Annotated in this window: 23 protein-coding genes and 1 pseudogene; 18 read left to right on the top strand and 6 right to left on the bottom strand. The window is 73.2% G+C overall.

Features of this window, described 5'->3' with window-relative positions; translation table 11 throughout:
- Positions 1-42 precede the first annotated feature (42 nt).
- Together proC and ACPPVX_RS07955 are read left to right on the top strand one after the other, a co-directional pair.
- On the top strand, positions 43-825 hold the full coding sequence (gene proC, locus ACPPVX_RS07960) for a pyrroline-5-carboxylate reductase (RefSeq protein WP_426574356.1): 783 nt from the start codon (positions 43-45) through the stop codon (positions 823-825).
- 68 nt (positions 826-893) lie between these two features.
- Positions 894-1754 carry an SAM hydrolase/SAM-dependent halogenase family protein gene (locus ACPPVX_RS07955; RefSeq protein WP_426574355.1) on the top strand — a complete coding sequence of 287 codons (861 nt, stop codon included), beginning with the start codon at positions 894-896 and terminating at the stop codon, positions 1752-1754.
- Between the two features lie 93 nt (positions 1755-1847).
- Here the strand turns inward: ACPPVX_RS07955 and ACPPVX_RS07950 are convergent, their stop codons facing one another.
- Both ACPPVX_RS07950 and ACPPVX_RS07945 read right to left on the bottom strand, forming a co-directional pair.
- Positions 1848-2681, bottom strand: coding sequence for an ABC transporter permease subunit (locus tag ACPPVX_RS07950; RefSeq protein WP_426574354.1), 834 nt, complete (start codon positions 2679-2681; stop codon positions 1848-1850).
- Positions 2678-3691, bottom strand: a complete 1014-nt coding sequence (locus ACPPVX_RS07945; protein ID WP_426574353.1) for an ABC transporter ATP-binding protein — start codon at positions 3689-3691, stop codon at positions 2678-2680. The genes ACPPVX_RS07950 and ACPPVX_RS07945 overlap by 4 nt, the downstream gene beginning before the upstream one ends.
- A gap of 113 nt (positions 3692-3804) precedes the next feature.
- Here ACPPVX_RS07945 and ACPPVX_RS07940 point away from each other — a divergent pair, with 113 nt between their 5' ends.
- The 9 genes and pseudogenes from ACPPVX_RS07940 (at position 3805) to ACPPVX_RS07900 (ending at position 12272) form a co-directional block, all read left to right on the top strand.
- Positions 3805-5295 (top strand): AMP-binding protein, encoded by a 1491-nt coding sequence (locus ACPPVX_RS07940; protein WP_426574352.1) that lies wholly within the window; start codon positions 3805-3807, stop codon positions 5293-5295.
- Between the two features lie 61 nt (positions 5296-5356).
- Positions 5357-5986: pseudogene (locus ACPPVX_RS07935) on the top strand (redox-sensing transcriptional repressor Rex); the annotation flags it as partial.
- A gap of 73 nt (positions 5987-6059) precedes the next feature.
- On the top strand, positions 6060-6629 hold the full coding sequence (locus ACPPVX_RS07930; protein WP_426574351.1) for a DUF1269 domain-containing protein: 570 nt from the start codon (positions 6060-6062) through the stop codon (positions 6627-6629).
- Position 6630: 1 nt separating this feature from the next.
- Positions 6631-7278: a precorrin-2 dehydrogenase/sirohydrochlorin ferrochelatase family protein gene (locus ACPPVX_RS07925; protein ID WP_426574350.1), complete on the top strand. Its 648-nt coding sequence runs from the start codon at positions 6631-6633 to the stop codon at positions 7276-7278.
- The gene (locus tag ACPPVX_RS07920; protein ID WP_426574349.1) at positions 7254-8525 is read left to right on the top strand and encodes a glutamyl-tRNA reductase; all 1272 of its coding nucleotides are present in this window, start codon (positions 7254-7256) and stop codon (positions 8523-8525) included. The genes ACPPVX_RS07925 and ACPPVX_RS07920 overlap by 25 nt, the downstream gene beginning before the upstream one ends.
- 10 nt (positions 8526-8535) lie before the next feature.
- Entirely contained in the window at positions 8536-9441 is a 906-nt protein-coding gene (hemC, locus tag ACPPVX_RS07915; RefSeq protein ID WP_426574348.1) for a hydroxymethylbilane synthase, read from the top strand.
- 131 nt (positions 9442-9572) lie between these two features.
- Positions 9573-10334 (top strand): VOC family protein, encoded by a 762-nt coding sequence (locus tag ACPPVX_RS07910; RefSeq protein ID WP_426574347.1) that lies wholly within the window; start codon positions 9573-9575, stop codon positions 10332-10334.
- A 152-nt stretch (positions 10335-10486) separates the two neighbouring features.
- A complete protein-coding gene (locus tag ACPPVX_RS07905) occupies positions 10487-11605 on the top strand; it encodes an ABC transporter permease (protein WP_426574346.1) in 1119 nt (372 codons plus the stop codon).
- Positions 11598-12272, top strand: a complete 675-nt coding sequence (locus ACPPVX_RS07900; protein ID WP_426574345.1) for an ABC transporter ATP-binding protein — start codon at positions 11598-11600, stop codon at positions 12270-12272. Before ACPPVX_RS07905 ends, ACPPVX_RS07900 begins: the two co-directional genes overlap by 8 nt.
- A 9-nt stretch (positions 12273-12281) precedes the next feature.
- Here ACPPVX_RS07900 and ACPPVX_RS07895 read toward each other — a convergent pair whose 3' ends face one another.
- Together ACPPVX_RS07895 and ACPPVX_RS07890 are read right to left on the bottom strand one after the other, a co-directional pair.
- Positions 12282-12929, bottom strand: coding sequence for a hypothetical protein (locus tag ACPPVX_RS07895; RefSeq protein ID WP_426574344.1), 648 nt, complete (start codon positions 12927-12929; stop codon positions 12282-12284).
- A gap of 35 nt (positions 12930-12964) precedes the next feature.
- Positions 12965-13582, bottom strand: coding sequence for an ABC transporter ATP-binding protein (locus tag ACPPVX_RS07890; protein ID WP_426574343.1), 618 nt, complete (start codon positions 13580-13582; stop codon positions 12965-12967).
- A gap of 109 nt (positions 13583-13691) precedes the next feature.
- Here ACPPVX_RS07890 and cobA point away from each other — a divergent pair, with 109 nt between their 5' ends.
- From cobA to ACPPVX_RS07870, 4 genes are read left to right on the top strand one after another with little or no spacing between them, the layout of a single operon-like run.
- Positions 13692-15167: a uroporphyrinogen-III C-methyltransferase gene (gene cobA, locus ACPPVX_RS07885; RefSeq protein WP_426574342.1), complete on the top strand. Its 1476-nt coding sequence runs from the start codon at positions 13692-13694 to the stop codon at positions 15165-15167.
- A 12-nt stretch (positions 15168-15179) separates the two neighbouring features.
- Positions 15180-16115: a pseudouridine-5'-phosphate glycosidase gene (locus ACPPVX_RS07880; RefSeq protein ID WP_426574341.1), complete on the top strand. Its 936-nt coding sequence runs from the start codon at positions 15180-15182 to the stop codon at positions 16113-16115.
- Complete coding sequence (locus ACPPVX_RS07875) at positions 16112-16984, top strand: carbohydrate kinase family protein (RefSeq protein ID WP_426574340.1); 873 nt, start codon at positions 16112-16114, stop codon at positions 16982-16984. Before ACPPVX_RS07880 ends, ACPPVX_RS07875 begins: the two co-directional genes overlap by 4 nt.
- Entirely contained in the window at positions 16981-17646 is a 666-nt protein-coding gene (locus ACPPVX_RS07870; protein ID WP_426574339.1) for an HAD family hydrolase, read from the top strand. The genes ACPPVX_RS07875 and ACPPVX_RS07870 overlap by 4 nt, the downstream gene beginning before the upstream one ends.
- A gap of 7 nt (positions 17647-17653) precedes the next feature.
- Here ACPPVX_RS07870 and ACPPVX_RS07865 read toward each other — a convergent pair whose 3' ends face one another.
- Both ACPPVX_RS07865 and ACPPVX_RS07860 read right to left on the bottom strand, forming a co-directional pair.
- The gene (locus tag ACPPVX_RS07865) at positions 17654-20425 is read right to left on the bottom strand and encodes a helix-turn-helix transcriptional regulator (protein ID WP_426574338.1); all 2772 of its coding nucleotides are present in this window, start codon (positions 20423-20425) and stop codon (positions 17654-17656) included.
- Positions 20426-20500: 75 nt separating this feature from the next.
- Positions 20501-20668: a hypothetical protein gene (locus ACPPVX_RS07860; RefSeq protein WP_426574337.1), complete on the bottom strand. Its 168-nt coding sequence runs from the start codon at positions 20666-20668 to the stop codon at positions 20501-20503.
- Between the two features lie 185 nt (positions 20669-20853).
- On the opposite strand from ACPPVX_RS07860, the gene hemB reads away from it, so the two are divergent.
- Genes hemB through ACPPVX_RS07845 form a run of 3 tightly spaced genes read left to right on the top strand, consistent with a single transcriptional unit; the run spans position 20854 to position 25680 of the window.
- Entirely contained in the window at positions 20854-21837 is a 984-nt protein-coding gene (hemB, locus tag ACPPVX_RS07855; RefSeq protein WP_426575010.1) for a porphobilinogen synthase, read from the top strand.
- A gap of 4 nt (positions 21838-21841) precedes the next feature.
- The gene (hemL, locus tag ACPPVX_RS07850; protein WP_426574336.1) at positions 21842-23140 is read left to right on the top strand and encodes a glutamate-1-semialdehyde 2,1-aminomutase; all 1299 of its coding nucleotides are present in this window, start codon (positions 21842-21844) and stop codon (positions 23138-23140) included.
- Positions 23137-25680, top strand: a complete 2544-nt coding sequence (locus ACPPVX_RS07845; protein WP_426574335.1) for a sensor domain-containing protein — start codon at positions 23137-23139, stop codon at positions 25678-25680. Before hemL ends, ACPPVX_RS07845 begins: the two co-directional genes overlap by 4 nt.
- Positions 25681-25694: the final 14 nt, after the last annotated feature.

Raw genomic sequence — 25694 nt, 5'->3', positions numbered from 1 at the left:
TCCCACCAGGGCGTCTGGCCGTGGTCGCCTAGCCTGCGGGCCATGACGCAGCTCGTGGTGGTCGGTGGCGGGAAGATGGGCGAGGCCCTGCTCGGCGGCCTGCTGGCCAGCGGCTGGGCGCCCCCGGACGAGGTGGTGGTGGTCGAGCTCGACGCCGCCCGCCGCGCCGCCCTGCTCGAGCGGTTCCCCGGGATCCGCTGCTCCGCCGAGCTGGTGGCCGCCGACGGCGCCATCGTGGCGGTGAAGCCCCAGGGCGTGGCCGAGGTGTCGGGTGCGCTCGGCCGGCTCGGGGTCCGCCGCATCCTGTCGATCGCCGCGGGGGTCCGCCTGGCCACGCTCGAAGCCGCGGTGCCCGACGGTACCGCCGTGGTCCGGGCGATGCCGAACACCCCGGCGCTGGTCGGGATGGGCGCCGCGGCCATCGCCGGCGGCGCGGCCGCCACCGATGACGACCTGGTGTGGGCCGAGCAGATCCTCGGCGCCGTGGGCACGGTCGTCCGGGTCAGCGAGGAGCAGATCGACATGGTCACGGGCCTGTCCGGGTCGGGCCCGGCCTACGTGTTCCTCATCGCCGAGGCGCTGATCGACGCCGGCGTCCTGGTGGGCCTGCCCCGGGACGTGGCCTCGGCCCTCACCATCCAGACCCTCCGCGGCTCGGCCGAGCTGCTGGCCCAGGGCACCCCGCCCGCCGAGGCCCGGGCCAACGTCACGTCACCGGGGGGCACCACCGCTGCCGGCGTGCGCGCCCTCGAGGCCGGCGGCGTCCGGGCATCGCTCATCGATGCCGTGGTGGCCGCCGTCACGCGGGCCAAGGAGATGGGCTGACCCTGCGCCGCGCCCGCGCGTCCGTCGCCTGTCGCGGCGGTCAGGTCAAGCCGTAGGGTCGGAGCACTGTGCCCCGCTACGACACCATCTCCTTCCTGACCGACTACGGGCACGCCGACGAGTTCGTCGGCGTCGTCCACTCGGTCATCCGCCAGCTCGCACCCGAGGTGGCCGTCATCGACATCTCGCACCAGGTGCCGGCCCACGACATCCGCGCCGGGGGGCTCACGCTCGCCCGGGCCGCGCAGTACCTGGCGCCCGGCGTGGTGCTGGCGGTGGTCGACCCGGGGGTGGGCACCCATCGCCGGGCCATCGCCGTCGAGGTCGGCGGGGGCGCCTCGGTGCTGGTGGGGCCCGACAACGGGCTGCTGGCGCCGGCGGTCGCCATGGTCGGCGGCGCCACCCGTGCCGTCGAGCTGACCAACCTCGACTACCAGCTCCCCGCGCCCGGCCCCACGTTCGCCGGTCGCGACATCTTCGGCCCGGCGGCCGCCCACCTCTGCAACGGCGTCGACCTGCTCGACCTGGGCCCGGAGCTCGACATCAACGGCCTCATGCCCGGCATGATCCCGATCACCCGGGTCGAGGACGGCGCGCTCGCCGCCGAGGTGCTGTGGACCGACTCGTTCGGCAACCTGCAGCTCAACGTCGATCCCGCCGAGATCGACGAGTTCGGGCCGCGGGTCGAGCTGCGCTTCGGCGGCCGCACCCGCACCGGCGTCCGCCACGACACCTACGGCGACGTGGCCACCGGCGAGATCGGGCTGGTGGTCGACTCCTACGGCCTGGTGTCCATCGCCGTCGACCGCACCTCGGCCGCCGACGAGCTGGGGATCGCCACCGGCGACGAGGTGATCCTGGCCCCGCTCGGCGATGACGGGATCCGAGCCGGCGTGATCACCCCCGTGACCCTCAAGGAGAAGCCATGAGGCCCGCCACCACCATCGTGCTCGCCGTGCTGCTCGGCATGATCCTGCTGGCCGCCACGCTGCAGCTGGTCATCCTGGGCAAGTGAGCGAGCGCTAGAGGCGGGCCGCCAGCCGGTCGCGGGTGAACCCTCGCACGCCGCGCACGTTCAGCCAGATCGCGATGACCCAGAAGACCGCGCCGGCGGTGACGGTGGCGGCCATGCCCGCCAGCATCAGCGCCGTGGTCTGCGCGACCGCCAGGATCACCAGCGGGAGCACCACCGCGCCGCCGAGCTGCTGAGCCTCCTGGGTGCTGTTCACCCGGATCGACACGCGCACCATGATCCCCAGCCCCAGGGCGGCCACCGCGGGCGCGATCCACAGGATCATCACGGCCCACAGGACCGTGGGCATGAAGATCCGGTGCATCACTCGCCACGCCGAGGCGTTGGCCACCACCGTGAACAGGGCGAACCCGATCCACGAGACGGCGACCGAGGGCAGGAAGCCGACGAGCAGCTTGGCGATGTAGAGGTCCTTGTCGCGGACGGGGAGGTGCAGCATCGTCTCGAGCGTCTTGCGCTCCTTCTCGCCGGCGAACGCATCGCTGGCCAGCACCGCCGACACCATCAGCGGCACGATCAGGAACAGCGGGGCCACCAGGTAGCCGAGGACCAGGATCACCAGGCGCTCGTGGTGCGGGAGCCCGATGATGGGCTCGATCAGCCGGCCCGGCAGCACGTTCAGGAAGTCATCGACGTCGAGCCGGGAGCTGCCGGCGGCCAGACCGACCGACAAGGGCAGCAGGACCAGCAGCACGACCGGGACGAGCAGCATCGGCAACATGACCGCCTTCGACCGGCGGACGGCGGTGAGGTCCTTGCGCACGATGGCGCGGACCGCCGCCCAGTCGACCTTCGTGGCGTCGACGGGGCCGTCGGCGGTCACGGGACCAGCTCCGGGCCGGCGGCACCTGCGGGCGCCGACGGCGGCTCGGCCCCGGCGGTGGCGGCGGCCGTGGCGGCGGCCTCGATGGCGAAGTAGACGTCCTCCAGGTTGGGGTCGTGGGGGTCGACCGCGTACACCGACGCTCCGGCCGCCACGCAGGCCGCGACGACGACGGGGACCTCCTTGCGGTCGCCGACGTGCACCCGGGCGCCGTCGTCGGTCGCCGTCGCCTGCCGCACGAACGGCAGCTCGGCGAGGTGGCGGACCAGCCCCGGCGCGGCGGGGGCCCCGAGGTCGAGGCCCACCTCGAAGCTCGACCACAGCTCGGCGGCGAGGTCGTCGGGGGTACCGAACGCGTGGAGCCGGCCGTGGAACAGGACGGCCATCCGCGACGCGAGGTGGCCCGCCTCGCCCAGGAAGTGCGTGCAGAGCACGACGGTGCGGCCGAGGTCGTTGGCGAGCGACCCGATCAGATCGACGACGTCGCGGGTGGCCGCGGGGTCGAGGCCCGACGTGGGCTCGTCGAGGAACAGCAGCTCCGGGTCGTGGAGCAGCGCCCGGGCCAGGGCCACCCGCTTGCGCTGGCCGGTGGAGAAGCCCTGCACCTTGACGTCGGCGCGGTCGCCCATGTCGAAGCGCTCCAGCAGGTCACCGCCGCGGCGCCGGGCCTCGGCCTCGGTCATGCCGCGGAGCCGCCCCACGAACTCCAGGTTCTCCAGCGCGGTGAAGCGCTCGTCGAGCCCGGCGTTCTCGGTGAGCACCCCGGTGCGCCGGCGGAGCTCCTCGCCCTGCGTCCACGGATCGAGCCCGAGGACGCGGGCCCGGCCGTGGTCGGGGTGCAGCACGCCGTTGAGGAGGCGCATCGTCGTGGTCTTGCCGGCTCCGTTCGGGCCGAGCAGGGCGATCACCTCGCCGGCGCGCGCGTCGAGGGTGAGCCCGTCGAGCGCCACGCCCGACGGGAAGCTCCGCGTGAGGCCCTCGCAATCGATGACCAGCGCCCCGTCCCCCATCGGTCCAGTGTGCCAGGAGGCTCGGCTCGACGGATCGGACGCGGGGCGCCGAGTTGTGCTGCACTGGTTGCCCGGCCGGTTCCGGCCGGTTTGTGCCACCACCTGAGGTCCACGTGAATCTCGCTGCTGCCATCGAGCCCCACCCCGCTGAGGCCACCGCGCTCATCAGCCGCGGTCGCACCACCTCCTACGGCGAGCTGCGCGAGCAGGTGGGTGGCCTGCGCGCCGGCCTGATCGGCCTGGGGATCGATCCCGGCGACCGCATCGGCATCATCTGTGCCAACAACTGGTACTTCGTGGCCTCCTACCTGGCGGTCCTGGGTGCCGGCGCCGTGGCCGTGCCGCTCAACCCGCTCAGCCCGGTCCGCGAGCTCGAGCGGGAGCTGGCCGCCGTCGGCGCCCGCGCCATCCTCGTCGGCCCCGCGGGCCGCTCCACGGCCGACGGCATCGACCGCAGCCGCCTCCCCGTGCTCGAGTTCGTGATCCACAGCGAGGGCGTCCGCGAGGAGGGCGCCATCCTCCTCGACGACCTGCTGGAGACGCCGGCCGTCCCCATCGTCGATCGCGGCCCCGACGACCTCGCGGTGCTGATCTTCACCAGCGGCACCGCCGGCTCGCCCAAGGCGGCGATGCTGTCGCACGGCAACCTGCTCGCCAACCTCGAGCAGATCATCGCCCTGCGCGGCGAGGGCGATCCCACCGATGTGGGCTTCGGCGTGCTGCCGATGTTCCACATCTTCGGCCTCAACGTGGTGCTCGGCACCGCTCTCGTGGCCGGCGCGTCGGTCCTGCTCGTCGAGCGGTTCGATCCCATGTCGGCGCTCGACGCCATCGAGAAGCACGGGGTCACCGTCCTCCCCGGCGCCCCGCAGATGTGGGCGGCGTGGGCCGCCATGCCCGGGCTGCCCGCCGACTCGTTCGCCACCATCAAGGTGGCCACCTCGGGAGCGGCCCACCTCGACCCGCACGTCGCCGAGACCCTCCGCTCCCGCTTCGGCCTCGAGGTCGGCGAGGGCTACGGCCTCACCGAGGCGTCGCCCGTCGTCACCGCCTCGATCGGCCTTCCCTGGCGGCCCGGTTCGGTGGGCGCGCCCGTCGACGGCGTCGAGGTCCGTCTGGTCGACGTCGACGGCGAAGACGTCCTGGTGGGCGATCCGGGCGAGATCTGGGTGCAGGGCCCCAACGTGTTCCAGGGCTACTGGAACGACGCCGAGGCCACCCGCGCCTGCATCGACGACGAGGGCTGGCTCCACACGGGCGACATCGCCCTGGTCGACGACGAGGGCTTCCTCTTCCTGGTCGACCGGGCCAAGGACCTCATCATCGTGTCGGGCTTCAACGTCTTCCCGGCCGAGGTCGAAGAGGTGCTGCTCGAGCTCGACGGCGTCCGCGAGTGCGCCGTGGTGGGCGTCCCGCACCCCCACACCGGCGAGGCGGTCAAGGCGTTCGTGGTGGTGGCCGACGGCTACTCGCTCGAGGAGGACGCGGTCATCGAGCACGCCGCCAAGCACCTCGCCCGGTACAAGTGCCCGCAGAAGGTGAACTTCGTCGAGGAGCTCCCCCAGAACCTGTCGGGCAAGGTCCTGCGCCGAGCACTGCGCTGACCCCCGGGCCGACGGGCCCGGCTGCGAGTCATGTGAACGGGCGCACTAGCGTCGTGCGGGCATGTCTGATCGTGTCCGACACATCCCCGAGGCCACCGTCGCCCGGCTTCCGGTGTACCTGCGCAGCCTCGCGGAGCTGGTCGACGAGAAGATCGCCACCGTGTCGTCCGAGCGGCTCGCCGAGATGGCCGGCGTCAACGCCGCCAAGGTGCGCAAGGACCTCTCGTACCTGGGGTCCTACGGCACCCGCGGCGTGGGCTACGACGTCGAGTACCTGCTGTTCCAGATGAGCCGCGAGCTGGGCCTCACCCACGACTGGCCCGTCGCCATCGTCGGGGCCGGCAACCTGGGCAGCGCCCTCGCCAACTACGGCGGCTTCACCCAGCGGGGCTTCCCCGTCGCGGCCCTGATCGATGCCGACAAGGGCAAGGTCGGCATGTTGATCCACGGCGTCGAGGTGCACCACATCGACGAGCTGCCCGACCTGGCCAAGACCATGAAGATCGGCATCGGGGTCATCGCCACCCCCGCCGCCGCCGCTCAGGACGTCGCCGACCGCCTGGTCGCGGCCGGCGTCGGCTCGATCCTCAACTTCGCCCCCGTGGTGATCACGGTGCCCGACGGCGTCTCGCTCCGGAAGGTCGACCTGGCCCTCGAGCTCCAGATCCTCTCCTTCTACCAAGAGCACCGAGACCTCCAGACCTGATCGCGTCGGCGCCGGAGCCGCCCGGCGGTCGGCGGGGTGCCGTCGGTAGGATCGGGGGATGACCGAGCCCATCGCCGACGCTGCCGTTGCGGGCACCACCGACATCACCGGGGAGCTCGGCGTCTCCGACGGCGACCACATCATCGGGGTGTCGTTCGAGAAGGTCACCCGGGCCGAGGAGGTCCTGCTGGCGCTGTCGCACCTCCAGGGCGAGGGCGAGATCGCCATGCACGACGCGGTCGTGGTGGTCAAGACGGCCGAGGGCAAGGTCCGCATCCACCAGACGGTCGACCCGACCCCCGGTCGCAGCGCCCTCACCGGGTCCATCTGGGGCATGCTCGCCGGCCTGCTCTTCGGCGGGCCCATCTTCCTGGCCGCTGCCGCCGCAGGTGCAGGTGGCGGGGCGCTGCTGGCCAAGCTCATCGACCTCGGGCTGGACGACAAGTGGGTCAAGGAGGTCGGGGAGTGGCTCGACCCCGGCACCTCCGCCCTGCTCGTGCTGGTCGCCGCCGAGGTTCGGCCCGCGGTGGTGGCCGAGCTCGGGCGCTACGAGGGCACGGTCCTCTACTGCACGTTCCCCGACGCGGTGCGCCAGGAGCTCGAACGCGCCCTGAGCGACCCGAGCTGACGTGGGCGCTCGCTACCCCGTGCTCGTCGACCTGACCGGAGCCCCGTGCCTGGTGGTCGGCGGCGGCGCCGTCGCCACCCGCAAGGTGCTCGGCCTGCTCGCGGCCGCGGCCGACGTCACGGTGCTGGCCCCCGCCCTCACCGCCCCCCTGCTGGCGCTGGCCGAGTCGGACCGCATCCGCTGGAGCCAGGGCGCCTACGCCGCGGTGGGCACCGCCCCCGGCGGCGGCCCCTGGGCGTTCGCGGTGGCCGCCACCGACGATGTCACCGTGAACGACCGGGTCGTCGCCGACGCCCGCGCTGCGGGGACCTGGGTCAACGACGTCACCGATCCCACCGGCGGACCGGCCGCCATCCCCGCCACCCGGCGGGAGGGCCCGGTCACCGTGTCGGTGTCCACGGGAGGCATCCACCCGGCCGCCGCCCGGTGGCTGTGCGACCAAGCGGCCCAGGTCATCACCCCCGAGGTCCTGGTGGCCCTCGACCTCGTCGAGGAGGTCCGCCTCCACGATGTGGCTGCTGGAGGGACCGGCGCCCGTCCCGATTGGCGGTTGGCCGTCGATTCGGGAATGCTTGACCTCATCCGCGAAGGCCAACTGGCCGAAGCCAAGGAGCGCCTACAGGCGTGTCTGTCGTCGTCATCGGACTGAACCACCGAACCATGCCGCTCGATCTCTTCGAGCGCATGACCATCGATGGTGCACGCCTGCCCAAGGCGCTGCACGATCTCGGCGCGCGCTCGCACGTCGGCGAGGTCGTGGTGCTGTCCACGTGCAACCGCACCGAGGTCTACGCCATCGCCGAGCGGTTCCACGGGGCCTACGCCGATGTGCGCAACTTCTTGTCGGAGCTGGCGTTCGTGCCACCCGACGAGTTCGCCGACCACCTCTACGTCCACTACGACGCCGAAGCGGTCCGCCACCTGTTCTCCGTGGCCGCCGGGCTCGACTCGTCGGTCATCGGCGAGGCCGAGATCCTGGGCCAGGTCCGGGGCGCCTGGGAGATGGCCGGCCAGGAGGGCACGGCCGGACCGGTCCTCAACCTGCTGTTCCGCCACGCCCTCGAGACCGGCAAGCGGGCCCGCACCGACACCGACATCGCCCGGGGCACCGCGTCGGTGTCGCACGCTGCGGTCGAGATGGCGGCCGAGCGCCTGGGAGACCTCGTCGGCAAGAAGGTCCTGATCATGGGCGCCGGCGACATGGCCGAGGGCATGGCCACCGCCCTGCAGGGCGCCGGCGTGGCCGACGTCATGGTCGCCAACCGCACGTGGCGCAAGGCCCGGGCCCTGGCCGACCGCATCGGTGGCCAGGCCGTCCGCCTCTCCGACCTGTCGCTCGCCCTCCTCGAGGTCGACCTGCTGCTCACCTCCACCGGCGCCACCGTGCCGGTCGTCGAACGAGACGACTTCGCTCCGGTCATGGCCGAGCGAGCCGGCCGCGAGCTGCTGATCGTCGACATCGCCGTCCCCCGAGACGTCGACGCCACGGTGGCCGACCTCGACGGCGTCACCCTGCTCAACATCGACGACCTCCGCCGCTTCGCCCAGGCCGGCATCGAGCGCCGCTCCCACGAGCTGGCCGCCGTCGAGTCGATCATCGACGACGAGCTCGAGCGCTTCCGCTCCGCCGCCTCCGCCCGCGGCGCCGCTCCCGTGGTGGCCGCCCTGCGCGGCTGGGCCGACGACGTGCGCACCGCCGAGCTGGCGCGGTTCGAGTCGAAGCTCGACGGGCTCGACGACCGCCAGCGCGCCGCCGTCGAAGCGCTCACCAAGGGCCTGGTCGCCAAGCTCCTCCACCAGCCCACCGTGGCGCTCAAGGACACCGCCGGGTCCACCACCGGCGAGCGGCTGGCCGACGCCACCCGCCAGCTGTTCGACCTCGACGACCCCGCGTAGCCCTCCGGTCGTGCCCGTCGTCCGTGCCGCCACGCGCGGCAGCGCCCTGGCCCTGTGGCAGGCCACCCACGTCGGGCGCCTCCTCGAGGCCGCCTATCCGGGCCTCGACGTCGAGTTCGTGATCGTCGACACCGAGGGCGATCGCCGCCTCGACGTGCCGATCTCGGCGTTCGGCGGCAAGGGCGTGTTCGCCAAGGAGGTGCAGGCCGCCGTGCTCGACGGTCGCGCCGACTTCGCGGTCCACTCCGCCAAGGACATGCCGTCGGTCGCCATCCCCGGGCTGGTCCTGGCCGCCGTGCCCGAGCGCGGCGACCCTCGCGACGCCCTGGTCGGCGGGCGCATCGAAGACCTCCCGAACGGGGCCACCGTCGCCACCGGCTCCCAGCGCCGCCGGGTGCAGCTGGCCCAGATCCGCCCCGACTTCCAGTTCACCGAGCTCCGAGGCAACATGGCCACCCGGCTCACCAAGGTGCCTGCCGGTGGCGCCATCGTCGTAGCCGCCGTCGCCCTGCAGCGCTTGCAGCTGACCGAGCACCTCGCCGAGATCATCTCGCCCGACGAGCTCGTCCCCCAGGTGGGCCAGGGCGCCCTCGGCATCGAGTGCCGCGCCGATGACGGGGTCATCTCGGGCATGCTCGCCGCCATCGAGCACGGGCCGTCCCGGCGCCGCGTCGACGCCGAGCGGGCGTTCCTCGTCGAGCTGGGCGGCGACTGCGATCTGCCCGCGGGCGCCCACGCCACGTTCGTCGACGATGTCGGCGATGTGGCCGACGCCGGCGCCCTCCGCCTCTCCGCCTTCCTCGCCACCGACGGCACCGCCAGCGCCGACCTGGTCCGCGCCCGCCAGCTGGGCGAGGACCCGGTCGCCCTCGGCACCCAGGTCGCCAAGGACCTCCGCACCGCCCTCGGCGCCTGAACCCGGCACCGCCCTCGGTGCCGGTTCGTGGGTTCGTGGGTTCGTGGGGTGCGCGGTGGGGCGGGCCGATGAGTTCGGCGGGCTGACGGCGTCAGAGCTGGCACACGAGACCCAACGACCCGGAGACCCTGATGCCCACCCGTGAGAACGCCCCCCTCGGTGCCCCCTGCTGGATCGACCTGTTCACGTCGGACCCCGATGCCAGCCGGGCCTTCTACGCCGACCTCCTCGGCTGGACCGCCGACGAGCCGAACGAGGAGTTCGGCGGCTACTTCAACTTCCGCCTCGGCGAGGCGATGATCGCCGGCGGAATGCGCAACAGCGAGCCCGACAAGGTCCCCGACATGTGGAACGTCTACCTCGCCGTCGCCGACGCCGAGGCCACCACCGCAGCCGCGGCCGCGGCCGGCGCCCCCGTGTTCGTCCCCGCCATGGCGGTCGGCACGCTGGGGTCGATGGCGGTGATCGCCGACCCCGGCGGCGCGTCGATCGGCATCTGGCAGCCCGGCGAGCACAAGGGCTTCGGTGTGCTGGCCGAGCCCGGCGCGCCCGCCTGGTTCGAGCTGCACACCAACGCCTACGACACCGTGCGGCCGTTCTACTCCTCGGTGTTCGGGTGGGACCTCACCACCATGAGCGACGAGCCGTCGTTCCGCTACAGCACCCTCGGCCAGGGCGACGGGGCCCTCGCCGGCGTCATGGACTCCAAGGTGCTGCCCGACGGTGAGCCCGACCACTGGGCGATCTACTTCAACGTGGCCGATGCCGACGCGTCGGCGGCTCGGATCGTCGAGCTCGGCGGCAAGGTGCTGCAGGGGCCGGACGACACGCCGTTCGGTCGTCTGCTGGTGGCCACCGATCCCACGGGTGCCCCCTTCCGCCTGGTCCAGTAGCCGTCGGCGGGCCGGCGGCCACGCCGAGCAGGGGCTCCGCGCCCGCGGGGCTCGGCGACGGCCCGGGTCTCGGCCGTCCGGAGGTGCGAGAGTGTCACTGGCGAGATCGACGGTCCCGCCGCTCGCGACGGCCGGAGGGGAGGACCCCGCGCATGTCGTTCGCCTGGCTGATCGTGCACAACGTGTGGGTGAAGTGGGTCCGCTCCCTCCTCACCGCGTTCGCCGTGGCGGTGGGCGTCGCCACGGTGGTGACGCTGGGGATCGTCACCAACAGCATCCGGACGAGCGCGGCGGGGATCTTGCGGGTCGGCGCCGCTGACTTCACCGTCGCGCAGAAGGGCGTGAACGACATCCTCGAGAGCGCCCTGACCGAGGGGCAGCTGGCCCGCCTCCGGAAGCAGCCCGGCGTGCGCAGCGCCGTCGGGGTGCTGCTGGACACCGAGAAGCTCGATAGCAGCCATCCGCTCGTCGTGGAGATCGGGATCAGCCCCCGCGACCTCGGCCCGTTCGGCGTGAGCATCGCCGAAGGGCGCGCCTTCGACGCCACGGCGGATGACCAGGTGCTCGTGGGCATCCGCCTGGCCCAGGACCTGGGGGTGCACCCGGGGGACACGCTCGACGTCGCCGGCGGCAAGAAGCGGGTCGTCGGGATCTTCAACACCGGCAACACGTACGGCGACAGCGCCCTGATGTTCCCCCTCGCACCGTTCCAGGGCTACGAGCGCCAACCCGGCGGGCTCACCCTCCTGTTCGTCAAGACGGCACCCGGAACGACGGCCACCGCCGTGCGCGCCCGGGTCGAACGGTCCAACCCGCTGCTCGTCGGCCTGACCAACCTGCTCGACTACGGCAGGGCCGACCGCAGCTACCAGCTCATCAGCGCCGCCGATCGGGCGAGCTCGATCGTCGCGGTGGCGATCGGCGCCATCATCGTGACGAACGCCATGCTGCTGTCGCTGGTCGAGCGGTACCGCGAGTTCGGTGTGCTCCGTGCCGTGGGCTGGTCGCGCCGGCGGCTGGTGGCCATGGTGTTCGGCGAGGCGTTCATCATCGCGATCATCGGGGCGATCATCGGCATCGTGCTGGCGTTCGCGGCCGTGCGCATCCTCGCCGACCTCCCGTCGCTGGCCGGCGTGCTCAAGCTGGACTACGAGTCCTGGGTGTTCTGGCGAGCGCTCGGGACCGCGCTGGCCGTGAGCCTGCTCGGCGCCCTCTACCCCTCGATCCGTGCGGCGCGGCTGTCGCCGCAGGAGGCGATGCGCCGTGAGTGATGCTGCGCTGGCCATCGACGCCCGCGAGGTCCGCAAGACCTACGACCACGGCAGGGTCGTCGTGCTCGAGGACGTCACCCTGCAGGTGGCCGTCGGCGAGTACGTGGCCCTGACCGGGCGGTCGGGCGGCGGGAAGTCGACCCTGTTGAACCTCCTGGGCGCGCTCGACCGTCCGGACTCCGGTTCGCTCCAGGTGGCCGGGCAGGACCTCATGAAGCCGGAGCACCCGAACCGGTTCCGTCGTGAGCAGGTGGGCATGGTGTTCCAGATGCACAACCTGCTCCCGCACCTCGACGCGCTGGGCAACGTCGGCGTGGCGATGATGGGGTCGAACCTGAGTCGTCGAGACCAGCGGGCCCGAGCCGCGGAGCTGCTGCGGCTGGTCGATCTCGCCGACCTCGGCCACCGGCGCCCCCCGCAGATGTCGGGCGGGGAGCGCCAGCGGGTGGCGCTGGCCCGGGCGATCGCCAACAACCCCCAGGTGCTGATCGCCGACGAGCCCACCGGCAGCCTCGACGCCGAGTCCCGCGAGCTCGTGCTCCGCCTGATGGAGCGGCTCCGGGCCGAGGAGGGGATCACCGTGGTGGTGGTCACCCACGACGAGGCCGTCTCGGCGACGGCCGACCGTACGCTCCACCTCCGCGACGGTCGGATCGTCGCGCCCTGAGGCGGCTCGTCAGCGGATCTCGCCGTGGCGGACCACCTCGACCCGCCCGGTCATGAGCACGCGGGCGACCATCATCAGCGCCAGCCCGTAGAGCACGGTGAGCACCACCGGCCAGAGGATGGCTCCGTGCTCGGTGAGGCTGGCGATGATGATCTGCTGGGGCCCGTAGAACGGGAGGACCTTGGCGACCGGCGAGCTCGGGTCCACCGCGAGCTGCATGCCCACGACGCCGATCAGCACCAGCGTGCCCTCCAGCTCTCGGGGCACCGCGGCGCCCACCGCGAGGCCGAACGGGATCGACTGCACCGCCACGGCCGCGACACCGAGGAACGTCAGCGCCGGGCGGGCCGGGCTCGACGCCGTCGACATCAGCACGCTGAACGCCGCGGAGACGACCAGGCCCATCGGTCCGAGGAACAGGAGGCGACCGAGGAGCAGGTCGAAGGGGCGGTACCCGCCGAGCACCAAGCGCTGGTCGACATCGGTCGAGGACAGGACGGAGAAGAGCGTGGCTCCCGACACCGAGAAGGCCATGCCGACGCCACCCGCGGTGATGGCGTCGTTCCCCGAGCCTCGCGACGCCAGGTAGAAGCTCAAGGGCAGGGCGACGAGCAGGATCAGCGCGACGTGGCGCCGGGTGAGATCGCGTCCGTGCATCTCCGCCATGATCATCACCCGCCGCGCCGCCGCCCTCACCTCGCCCCCGGCGCTCGCGACGCGTGCGCCTGCAACTCGACGACGCGATCGACGCGATCGAGCTCGGCCAGCATGTGCGTGACCACGACGACCGCCTTGCCGGCCTTGCGCCACACGTTGCAGTGCTCCCAGAAGTCGACGTAGGTCCCGTGGTCGAACCCTTGGTACGGCTCGTCGAGCAGGAGCACCGTCGGATCGCCCAACAGGGCCAGGGCCAGGTTCAGCTTCTGGCGGGTACCGCCCGAGAGGTCCCTCGTCACCGAGCGCTCGTGGAGCGGGTAGCCGAAGTCGGCGAGCAGCTCATGGCCCCGGTCGAGCGACTCCATCCGCCCCATGCCGGTGCCGCGGCCGAACATGACGAGGTGATCGTCCGCGGTCAGGAGCTCGAACAGCCCCGGCACCTGTGGGCAGTAGCCGATGGCGCCGCCCACGGTGACCTCGCCGGCATCGGCCGCGATCAGCCCGGCGCAGATCCGCATGAGGGTGCTCTTGCCGGCGCCGTTCTCACCGGTCAGGGCCACCACCTCGCCGCTGTGCACGGTGAGGTCGACGCCGTCCAGGATGGTCGTGCGCTTGTAGCGCTTGGCGATCTTGGACACGATCAGCTGCGGCATCGCTCCCCATGGTTGCCCGTCGCGCCGCCCTGGTCGACCTGATCACCCGGGGCGGGCCGACCTCGTCGGCCAGGTACACCGAGGTCCGGCGGGCACGTAGGGTCCGGACGTGACCGTGTACTTGGTGGGCGCCGGACCTGGCGACCCTGGGCTGCTCACCCGGCGCGGCGCGGAGCTGCTGGCCCGGGCCGACGTGGTGGTCCACGACCGCCTGTCGGCTGCCGAGCTGCTCGACCTGGCGCCGGCCGCGGCCGAGCGGATCGACGTGGGCAAGGCCCCCAAGGCCCACCGCATGGACCAGGCGCAGATCAACGAGCTGCTGGTGGCGCGCGGCCTGGCCGGCCAGACCGTCGTGCGCCTCAAGGGCGGCGACCCGTTCGTGTTCGCCCGCGGCAGCGAGGAGGCCGGCGCCCTCGCGGCGGCCGGGGTGCCCTACGAGGTGGTGCCGGGCATCACCTCGGCCCTGGCCGTCCCCGCCTACGCGGGGATCCCCGTCACGCAGCGGTTCTCGTCCACCTCGTTCACCGTCGTCACCGGCCACGAGGACCCGTCGAGCGGCGAGGGCACCGTGGCGTGGGACGCCATCGCCCGCACCGGCGGCACCCTCGTCATCCTCATGGGCGTCGGCCGCTGGCCGCAGATCGCCGAGCGCCTCCTGGCCGCGGGCCTGCCCGCCGACACCCCGGCCGCTGCCGTGCGGTGGGGGAGCCGGCCCGAGCAGCACACCACCCGCGCCACCCTCGCGACCCTGGCCGACCACCCCCTCGCGGCGCCGTCGGTGATCGTCGTCGGCGGGGTGGCGGCGGAGCAGCTCGACTGGTTCACCACCCGACCGCTCTCGGGCAAGCGCGTGGTCGTCACCCGGGCCCGCGCCCAGGCCTCGGCCCTGGCCCAGCAGCTGACGCACCTGGGCGCCGAGGTGGTCGAGGCCCCGATGCTGGCGGTCACCGACCCCGACGATGGCGGCGCCGCGCTGGCCGCCGCGCTCGGCCGGATCGGCACCTACCAGTGGCTCGTGCTGTCGTCGCCCAACGGGGTGCACCGCACGTTCGCCCACGTGCCCGACGCCCGCGCCCTGCACGGGGTCCAGGTCGCCGCGGTCGGTCAGGGCACCGCCGCCGCGCTCGCCGGCTACCGGGTGGTGGCCGACCTCGTGCCGCACGCCTTCGTGGCCGAGGCGCTGCTCGACGCGTTCCCGGCGCCGCCCGCCGACGGTGGCCGCGTCCTGATCGCCCGGGCCGCCGTGGCGCGCGACGTGCTCCCCGATGGCCTGCGCGCCGCGGGCTGGGAGGTCGACGTGGTCGACGCCTACCGCACGGTCCCTGCGCCGCTCACCGAGGCGCAGGCCCACGCCGTGGCGCACGCCGACGCGGTCACGTTCGCCTCGTCGTCGGCTGTCACCAACCTGTGCGATGCGGTCGGGGCCCAAGGCATCCCGTCGGTGGTCGTCAGCATCGGTCCGATCACCTCGGCCACCGCCCGGTCCCTCGGGTTGGCGGTCACGGCCGAGGCCGACCCCCACACCATCGATGGCCTGGTCACGGCGGTCCTGGCCACCCTGGCGGAGCCGGCGACAGGCGTCTGACAGACTCCATCGATGCCTGGATCCCCGCTCGACCGGCTCCCCGACGGCGTCGTGGTGGCGCCCGAGGTGGCTGATGCGCTCCGCTCGGGGGGCGCGGTGGTGGCCCTCGAGTCCACCATCATCTCCCACGGCCTGCCCCGCCCGACGAACGTCGACGTGGCCCGCCAGATCGAGGCGGCGGTCCGCGAGCAGGGCGCCGTGCCCGCCACCATCGCCATCGTCGACGGCACCGTTCGCGTCGGGCTCGACGAGGCGGCCCTCGCCACCGTCGCCGGCTCCGACGACGTCGTGAAGGCCAGCGTTCGAGACGTCGCCGTCGTGGTCGCCCGGCGCGGCCACGGTGCCACCACCGTGGCGTCCACCTCCACCCTGTCGGCACTGGTCGGCATCGACGTGTTCGCCACCGGCGGGCTCGGCGGCGTGCACCGCGGCGCCACCAGCACGTTCGACGAGTCGGCCGACCTCACCACCCTGGGCACCACGCCCATCACCGTGGTGTCGGCCGGGGTGAAGTCGATCCTCGACGTGGCCGCCACGCTCGAGCGGCTCGAGACCCTCAACGTCACCGTGCTCGGCTACGGCACCGACCGCTTCCCCGGCTTCTACCTCGCCGACTCGGGCCACGACGTGCCGCACCGGGTCGACGCCCCCGAAGAGGTGGCTGCGGTGATGGCTGCCCGGCGCTCGCTCGGGGCTACCGCGGCCCTCCTGGTCGCCAACCCGCTCCCGGCCGACCGCCAGGTCGACCCCGAGCTCCACGACCGGGTGCTCGCCCAGGGCCTGGCGGCCGCCGACGCCGCGGGGGTGCGGGGCAAGGACGTCACCCCGTTCCTGCTCGCCCACTTCCACGAGGCATCAGGCGGCGAGAGCTTGCGGGCCAACACCGAGATCATCCTGGCCAACGCCGCCCTGGCCGGTCGGATCGCCGTGGCGGGAGCCCAGTCGTGAGCCACGTCCTGGTGGTCGGCGACCTCATGGTCGATGTGGTGGTGGCGCACAAGGATCCGATCCAGGTGGGGACCGACACGCCGGCACGCGTGCGCATGGCCGGCGGCGGCTCGGCCGCCAACACCGCGTGCTGGCTCGCGTCGCTCGGCGAGGCCCCGCAGCTGATGGCCGCCCGGGGCGACGACGACCTCGGCCGGATGGCGGCCGCCGCCCTCGAAGCGGCCGGGGTCACGTTCGTCGGGCCGGTCCTCGAGGAGCACCCCACCGGCACGTGCGTCGTCCTGGTGGCCTCCGACGGGGAGCGCACCATGCTCCCCGACCGCGGCGCCAACGACCGGCTGCCCCTGTCGGCCATCATCGGCGGGCTCGACCCCATGCCCGACTGGGTCCACCTGTCCGGGTACGCCATCTTGCACGAGGGCTCCCGCAACGCCGGTCGGGCCGCGCTCTCCGCCGGCATCGCCGGTGGTGCCGTGGTGTCGGTCGACGCGGCCAGCACCGCGCCCATCAAGGCCGTCGGCGCCGAGGCGTTCCTCAACTGGATCGACGGCGCATCGCTCGTGTTCGCCAACGATCAGGAGGTCGACGCGCTCGGCGGGGTGAGGGCCGTCCTCGACCACGTGGGTGCGGTCGTCGTGAAGCACGGTGCGGCCGGGGCCACCTGGACCGACGGGCGCCAGACGCTCACGGTCGACGGGTTCCCGGTCGACGCCGTCGACAGCACGGGCGCCGGCGACGCGTTCGCCGCCGGCTGGATCGCCGCCACCCGCTTCGGTGCCGAGCCCCAGGGCGCCCTGGCCGAGGCAGTGCGCGTCGGAGCCCAGGCGGTCACCCAGGTCGGCGCCCGTCCCGCCCTGCCGGGCTCGTGAGCAGCCCGCTCCCCGCCGCGGTCGTCTTCGACTTCGACGGCACCATCTTCGACAGCGAGACCCCCATCTACCTCGCCTACGCCGCCGCGCTGGCCGACATGGGCCACACGCTCACCGTCCCCGGCTGGGCCACCGTGGTGGGTCACGGCGAGGACGACTCGTACCGGGCGATGTGCGCGGCGGTCGGAGCCCAGTTCGACCGCGACGAGCTCGAGGCCCGCTACGAGCAGCAGGACCGGTCGTGGCGGGACACGCTCCCGGCGCTGCCGGGGGTCGAGCTGCTGCTGCAGGAGCTCGACGCCGCCGACGTGCCGTGCGGCATCGCCTCCAGCTCGCCCGAGCGCTGGGTCGAGCCCCACCTGGTCCGCCTCGGCCTCCGCCACCACTTCGACGTCATCGCCACCCGGGACCACGTCGGGGGGCGCAGCAAGCCCGACCCGGCGTCGTACCGCTACGCGGTCGAGCAGCTCGGCGCCGACCCGGCCCGCTCGATCGCCATCGAGGACTCGAGCCCGGGCATCACCGCGGCCCTCGCCGCCGGCCTCCTCGCCGTGGCCGTGCCCAGCGAGATCACCCGGCACACCGACCTGAGCGCCGCCCACCTCACCGTCTCGTCGATGGAGGCGCTCACCCTCGCCGCTCTGATCGAGCTGCTGCCGTAGCTCCGGCCTACCGGCGCATCGCCCAGGCGGCGGCCTCGGTGCGAGACGACGCGCCCAGCTTGGCGAGGATGTTCGAGACGTGGACGGCCGCGGTGCGCGGCGAGATGTAGAGGCGCTCGGCCACCTCGGCGTTCGACAGCCCTTCGGCCACCAGCGCCAGCACCTCCTGCTCGCGCGGCGTGAGGCCCTCGGCTCCCGATGCCGACGGATCGCTGCGGGCCGCGAACCGCCGCTGCAGCGCATCGGACGCCTCCTTGCGCCGACCCGGCCAGCGGGCGAGCAGCCGGTCCGCAGCGGCGGCGTGGTCGGCGGCCTCCTCGGCGCGCCCGAGCAACAGCAGCGCCCGGGCCGCCGCCAGGTTGTCGGTCGCCCGGTAGGGCGCTGGCAGCGGGTACACGTCGTCGGGCGTCTGGATGACGGTGAGCAGGTGGTCGAGCCCGGCCTGGGTGGCCTCTTCGGCCAGCTCGATGTGGGCGAGGAAGCGGGTGCGGGCGATGTCGACGATGAGCGAGTGGAACCCCCAGACCCGCTCGAAGGCGCCGGCCAGCTCCCGGGCGGCCGCCGGGCTGAGCCCGGGCTCGCCCACGAGGGTCATCGTCGCCCCGAACGAATCGGCGTCGAGCCCATCGACCGCCGCCTTCTTCCGCAGCCAGTCGATCTGCACCTCGGCGCCGGCCCGATCGCCGCCGACGATGGCGGTGGCGAGCCGGACCACCGCCAGCATCTCGGCCTTCTCGCGCGTCACGGGCCCGAGGATGTCGAGCACGCGGGTGGCGGTGGCGGCATCGCCGCTCTCGAGGTGGAGGAGGGCCTCGTTCATCGCCGCCCACCCGCCGAGCGATGCGGGCCGGGCCTGGTCCAGCTCCTCCTGCCCCATCATCCAGCGGTCGGCCTCGGCCCGGTCGCCCTCGTAGAGCGCCAGCTCGAACCGGCCGTGGATGTACGACAGGCGGCCCTCGGGCATCCACCCCGCCCGTTCGGCCGCTTCGAGCATCCGGTCGAAGATGAGCAGCCGCTCGTCCACGGGAAGGAGGCCCATGGCCGAGTGGCCGGCGTTGCCCCAAGCGCGCGAGGCCATGAACCACTCGCCGGCGGCCGCGGCCTCCTCGGCCACCGCCACGAGCGAGCGCACGGTGATCAGCGGGTCCTTGCGGCGGTTGATCATCACGCTGCCCTGCTCGACGAGCGCGGCGCGCCGGACGCTGGGGACGTCGTTGCGCTCGGCGGCGGCGATGGCCTGGGCGGCCCAGTCGAGGACGGCGTCGAGGTCGTTGACGAGCATGGCCTGCTGGGCCAGGACGCCCAGGACCTCGGTGCGCTCGGGGCCATCGGTCAGCACGTCGAGATCGTCGGCCAGGGCGGTGAGGGTCTCGGCGAGCGACTCGTCGCGGCCCATCTCCCAGTAGATGCGGGCCAGCCCGCGGTTGGCCCGCGACCGCAGCTCGAGGTTCCCCGCCTCGTCGGCCAGCGCCCGGAGGCGCTCCCCGTGCTCCGCCGCGTCGGGGTACAGGCTGGCCAGCCACGCGGCGCGGGCGGCCGACGCTCGCAGATCGGTGTCGTCGGGGGCCTCGGACAGGCCCAGCTCGGCCAGCTCCAGCGCCTGGTACGTGGATCCGATGGCCAGGTAGCGGGCGGAGCCGCGCCGGGCGAGGTCGATCATCTGGTCGGTGCGCCCCGCGCCCTTGGCGTGGTGCGCCATCGTGGCGAACATGTGGCTGTCGGCGGCGACGAGCGCATCGAGCGCGGCCTGGTGGATGCGGCGGTGCTCGCGGCCCAGGAGGCGCTGCTCGATCGCTTCGCGGGTGAGGTCGTGGCGGAAGCCGAAGATGTCGGGCTCGACCTCCACCAGCAGCCCGCGGCCGATCAGGTCGCGCAGCACGGCGATCAGCTCGGCCTCGTCGAGGTCGGTCACCGCGGCCAGCACGTCGAAGGAGATCCGGCGCCCGAGCACCGCGGCGGTCTCGACCACCCGGCGGGAGAGGGCATCGAGCGCGTCGACCTGGGCGTGCACCGCTTCGGCCAGGTTCCAGGGGAGGGGGGCCGAGCCGAGGTCCTCGAGCGAGACGCCGGCCGAGGCCATCAGCAGCTCCTCGAGGAAGAACGGGTTGCCGCCGCTGCGGGTGGCGAGCGCCTCGACCACCTGTGCGGACGGCCGGGTGCCGTAGACCGCGGTGAGGAAGGCAGAGACGTCGGCGGCGCCGAACCGCTCGATCCGCAGGTGCACCGTGCTGGCGCGCCGCTCGAGGCGGGGGATCGCCTCGGTGAGCGGGTGGCGCCGGGTGAGCTCGCTCGGCCGGTAGGTGCCCAGGGCCGAGCAGGTGCCGACGGCCATCTGCTCCAGGACCGCGATGCTCTCGGAGTCGGCCCAGTGCAGGTCCTCGAAGATCACCACGGCCGGCTGGCCTCCGGTGGCCTCGGCCAGCAGGTCGAGCGCGAGGCGGTGGCGCTCGGCCAGCGTCCGGTCGGTGGGGGAGAGCTCGTGGTCCTCGGACGACCGGAGGAGCGCGGCCCGCTCGTCGCCCGCGAGGCGGCCGCCCAGCGCGTCGAGCAGCAGGCCGAACGGGTGGCCCAGGCCGCCCGGCTCGGCCTGGCCGGCGAGGACCAGGATCCCGGGGTCGAGCCGGCGGCGGAGCTCCTCGACCAGGCGCGACTTGCCGATGCCCGCCTCGCCGCCCACCAGCGCGACGCCCGGGCCGGGGACCAGCGCCGCTTGCAGGCGGTCGAGCGGTTCGGCCCGGCCCACCATCACGGGGCTGAGCCCCCGGTGACCGAGCTGCATGGCGCGAGCGTACCGACGATCGGCGTCCCGATCGTCGGTACCCTGCTCGTTCCGTGACCTCCCCAACCTCTTGAGTCAGTACGGACGCTGGAACCGGGTGGATGCCCGTTGGCTGGGCATCGGGCTCACGTGCTCGGCACCGTGGTGCCACACCACCCGGTCGGCGGCCACGTGGGCTCGATCCCGGGACGCAGTGGCGCCCGACCGTGGGTGGCGAACCCGCTGGAACAGCTTGCTGGACATGGCGAACCTCCTGTCTCCGTCATCGACCCTGGCGGCCGGTGGAACGAAGACCATCGTGCGCCCCTGAGGTGGGCCTCCACATCGGGAGACCTACCTATTTCCCGGCCGGCCGCGTACGTAGTGCGACGTCCGTCATACGTATGTGCTCGCCTTCGGCGCCGCCGCCCGGGCGCCCGTAGGCTGAGCTGGTGTTCCCCCAGCGCCGCCTCCGTCGTCTCCGCCGCACGCCCGCCCTCCGGCGGATGGTGGCCGAGACCCAGCTGACCAGCGCCGACCTGATCGCCCCGCTGTTCGTGCGCGAGGGCATCAGCGAGCCGCACCCCATCTCCTCGCTCCCCGGCGTGGTGCAGCACACCCGGCCGTCGCTGGTCCAGGAGGCCAAGGAGCTCATCGCCCTGGGGGTCCCGTCGGTCGTGCTGTTCGGGGTCCCTGAGCACAAGGACGCCGAGGGCTCGGGCGCCAGCGACCCCGACGGCATCGTCCAGCTCGCCATCGCCGACCTCAAGGACGCCTTCGGCGACGACCTCGTCGTCATCGCCGACCTCTGCCTCGACGAGTACACCGACCACGGCCACTGCGGCCTGCTCACGCCCGACGGCACCGTCGACAACGACGCCACCCTCGACCGCTACGCCGAGGTGGCCATCGCCCAGGCCACCGCCGGGGTCGACATCGTCGCCCCCTCGGGGATGATGGACGGCCAGGTCGCCGCCATCCGCGACGCGCTCGACGAGGAGGAGTTCGGCGACATCGCCGTCCTGGCCTACGCCGCCAAGTACGCCTCGGCGCTCTACGGCCCGTTCCGGGAGGCGGTCGATGTGGAGATCGCCGGCGGGGGCGACCGCAAGGCCTACCAGCAGGACCCGGCCAACGTCCGCGAGTCGCTCGAAGAGGTCCGGGCCGACGTGATGGAGGGCGCCGACATCATCATGGTGAAGCCGGCGCTCGCCTACCTCGACGTCATCGCCAAGGTCCGGGCCGAGCACGACATCCCGGTGGCGGCGTACCACGTGTCCGGCGAGTACGCCATGATCAAGGCGGCGGCCGCCAACGGCTGGATCGACGGCCACCTCGTGGCCATGGAGCACCTCACCTCCATCAAGCGGGCCGGCGCCGACCTGATCCTCACCTACCTCGCCCGCGAGGCGGCCGAAGCCCTGGCAGGGTGACGCCATGACCACCAACCAGGAGCTGTTCGACCGGGCCCGCGCCGTCATCCCCGGCGGCGTGAACTCGCCGGTGCGCGCCTTCACCTCCGTGGGGGGCACCCCGTACTTCGTCGCTCGAGCCGCCGGCGCCCGGGTCTGGGATGTCGAGGGCACCGAGTACCTGGACATGGTCCAGTCGTACGGGGCGATCATCGCCGGCCACGCCCACCCCACGGTGATCGAGGCCATCCGCGCCGCGGCCGGCGACGGCACGTCCTACGGCGCCCCCACCGAGCGCGAGGTGCTGCTGGCCGAGGAGATCCGCCGGCGCGTGCCCAGCTGCCAGAAGGTGCGCATGGTGTCGAGCGGCACCGAGGCCACCATGACCGCGCTGCGCCTGGCGCGCGGGGCCACCGGCCGCAACAAGGTCGTGAAGTTCGCGGGCAACTACCACGGCCACGGCGACGCCCTGCTGGCCGAGTCGGGCTCGGCGGTGGCGCACCTCGATCCCGCGCACAGCCCTGGTGGCATCCCCGGCTCGGCGGGCGTCCCGGCGGCCGCGGTCACCGACACGATCATCGCCCCCTACAACGATGTCCCTGAGCTCGACGAGTCGATCGCCTGCGTCATCGTCGAGCCCGTCGCCGCCAACATGGGCCTCGTCCAGCCCGCCCCGGGGTTCCTCGCCGGCCTGCGCGCCGAGTGCGACCGCGTCGGCGCCATCTTGATCTTCGACGAGGTGATCACGGGGTTCCGCCTCGGCTGGGGCGGGGCTCAGGAGGCGTTCGCCGTCACCCCCGACCTCACCTGCTTCGGCAAGGTCATCGGCGGTGGCCTCAACGTGGGTGCGTTCGGTGGCCGCGCCGATCTCATGGACCACCTCGCCCCGCTCGGCTCGGTGTACCAGGCCGGCACGCTGTCGGGGAACCCGCTGGCCACGGCGGCCGGCCTCGCCGCGCTCGGCCTGTGCACGCCCGATGCCTACGCCCTGCTGATCTCCCGGGCCGAGCGCCTGGCCGCCGGCTTCCAGGCGGCGCTCGACGCCGTCGCCATCCCCGCGGTCGTCGCCACCGCCGGTCCGCTGATCGGCCTGCACCTCGGGGCCGCCGCCCCGCGCAACTACGCCGAGGCCCGCACCACCGACGAGGCCACCTACGCCGCGCTCTTCCACGCGCTGCTCCGACGGGGCGTCGCCCTCGCCCCGGGTGCCTACGAGGTGATGTTCCCGGGCATGGCCCACGACGACCAGGTGATCGACCGCATCATCGAGATCGCCGGCGAGGCAGCAGCGATCGTCGCGGCGGCGGGGCCCGAGGGCCGATGATCTGGCGGCGGGGCGGCCTTCCCGCCGGCGTCGAGCCCGCCGCGCTGGTCGCCGCGCTGCCCGACATCGTCGTGCTGTTCGACGACCAGGGCCGGTTCACTGGGTTCGGCTCCTCGGTCGGCAACACGTTCGGCTGGGACCCCGACGACCTGATCGGTCGCAGCATCTTCGAGGTGTTCGCCAAGGAGACGAACCACCAGCAGCACATCGATGCGCTGGTCCACGTCGTGTCCACGCCGGGGCTCCACGGTCCCATCGAGGTCACCATGGTCACGGCTGATGGGCGCCTGCGCGAGGCGGAGTTCATGATCAACAACGCGCTCGGCGATCCTCGGGTCGGCAAGCTCGTCGGCATCGGGCGCGACATCACCGATCGCGAGAACCAGCACGAGATCTTCCGCCAGCGCGACGCCTGGGCCGCATCGATCCTCCGCAGCGCCTCCGAGCTGATCCTGGTCACCGACCGATCGGGCTGCATCTCGTACGCCAGCCCTTCGGCCGAGCGCATCCTCGAGCGCCCCGCCGCGGCGCTCACCGGCGCCATGATCACCGACCTCGTCCACCCCGACGACCTGCTGGCCCAGCCCGGGCGCGGCCTGCACCTCGACCGGCTGCTCGGCACCGGTCCGGGCCGCCAGCGCATCCTGCGGGTCGCGGCCGGTGACGGTTCCTGGCGGCGGCTGCGGTTCGAGCGGTCGGCCGGCGACGATCTGGGCGAGCACCTCATGCTTCTCACCGGTCGACCGGTGCAGGGCGAGCACGCTGCGGCCGACCTGCTGTCGGAGCAGACCGTCCTGCTGGAGCGCATCGCCCGCGGCGCGCCCATCGGCGAATCGCTCCGCGCCGTGGCCGATCTGGCGGCGCGCCGGCTGGGTCAGGGCGAGGTGGTCATCGGCTACTTCGACGGCCCCAGCTACGTGTCCGAGGCTCCGGCGGTCGACGACGAGCTGCTCACCGTGCTGGAGAAGACCGGCATCAGCCGCCCGCCGCTCGCGCCGGGCCTCGACCCCATCGGGGCCCTGCGGGTGAACGAGGGCTGGGACTCGGTCGTGAAGGCGGCGTCGGGCGGCCGCTACGTGCGGGTCTGGGCCGCGGAGCTCACGGGGTCCGAGGGGCTCGTCGGGCGCCTGGTCCTGCTGCGCCAGCACGCCGACGAGCTCACCTCCGAGGAGGCCGATCTGCTGGCCCTGGCCGTCGACCTGGCCACCATCGCCGTCGACCGCCACCACCTCCAGGCCCGGCTCGCCCACGGCGCCCTCCACGACGACCTCACCGGCCTCCCCAACCGCCGGTTCCTGCTCGACCGCCTGCGGGAGACCTTCGCCACCGAGGGGGTGCAGGCCGGGCTGCTGTTCGTCGACCTCGACCGCTTCAAGCTGATCAACGACAGCCTCGGCCACGAGGCCGGCGATCAGCTCCTCCAGGAGGTCAGCTACCGGTTCCGGCGGGCGCTGCGCCCGGCCGACCTCGTCGCCCGCGTCGGCGGCGACGAGTTCGTGGTCCTCTGCCCCGACCTCGGTGGCGTCGACGAGGTCGCCGCGCTCGCCTCGCGCCTCACCGACGCGCTGGCCGCACCCATCGACCTGCCGGGTGGTCGCGTCGTCGTCTCGGCCAGCCTCGGTGTCGTCCACATCACCGGTCCGGCCGATCCCGCCGAGGTGCTGCAGGATGCCGACCTGGCGATGTACGACGCCAAGGAGCGCGGCCGCAACCGCACCGCGCTGTTCCACGTCGGCCTCCGCGACAAGGCGATGGCCCGCCTCGAGGTCGAGAACGCGCTGCGCGAAGCCCTGCGCGCCGACGAGATGGTCCTGCACTTCCAGCCGGTCGTCCGCCTCCGCGACAACACCATGGTGGGGGTCGAGGCGCTGCTGCGCTGGGAGCGGCCGGGCATCGGCCTGGTGAAGCCGAGCGCGTTCGTCCCGGTCGCCACCGACACCGGCCTCATCCTCCCGCTCGGGCGCTGGGTGATCGAGCAGGCGTGCCGGGCCGCGGCGCGGTGGCCGTCGCTCGAGGTGGCCGCCAACCTGTCGGCCCGCCAGCTCGCCGACGCCGACCTGGTCGACTTCGTCGCCGGCTGCCTCTCGCGCAACGGCGTCCCTCCCGAGCAGCTGTGCCTCGAGGTCACCGAAGCCGACCTGGTCACCGATCCCGACGCCATCGTCGAGCAGCTGCGGCGCTTCAAGGAGCTGGGCATCCGCCTCGCCATCGACGACTTCGGCACCGGCTTCGCCACGCTCGACTACCTCCGCCGCTTCTCGGCGGCCGACATCTTGAAGGTCGACGCGTCGTTCGTGGCGGGGCTCACCGACCCGTCGTCGCACGACCTCGCCATCGTGTCGGCGGCCTTGGTGCTCGCCGACAACCTCGGCTTCGACACCATCGCCGAGGGCGTCGAGACCGCCGCCCAGGGCGAGGTGCTCGAGCGCCTCGGCTGCGAGCTGGCGCAGGGCCACCTGTTCAGCGAGTCGGTCACCGCCGACGAGATCGACGCGCTGCTCGCCGGTGGTGGCGTCGTCGGCGGCGCTCGTACGCGGTAGAACCCATCCAACGC

This window comes from Aquihabitans sp. McL0605 (assembly GCF_049993875.1).
In the GTDB taxonomy this organism is placed as follows: domain Bacteria; phylum Actinomycetota; class Acidimicrobiia; order Acidimicrobiales; family Iamiaceae; genus Aquihabitans.
Note: the sequence above shows the minus strand (reverse complement) of the source record. Positions and strands in the feature narration are given on the sequence as shown.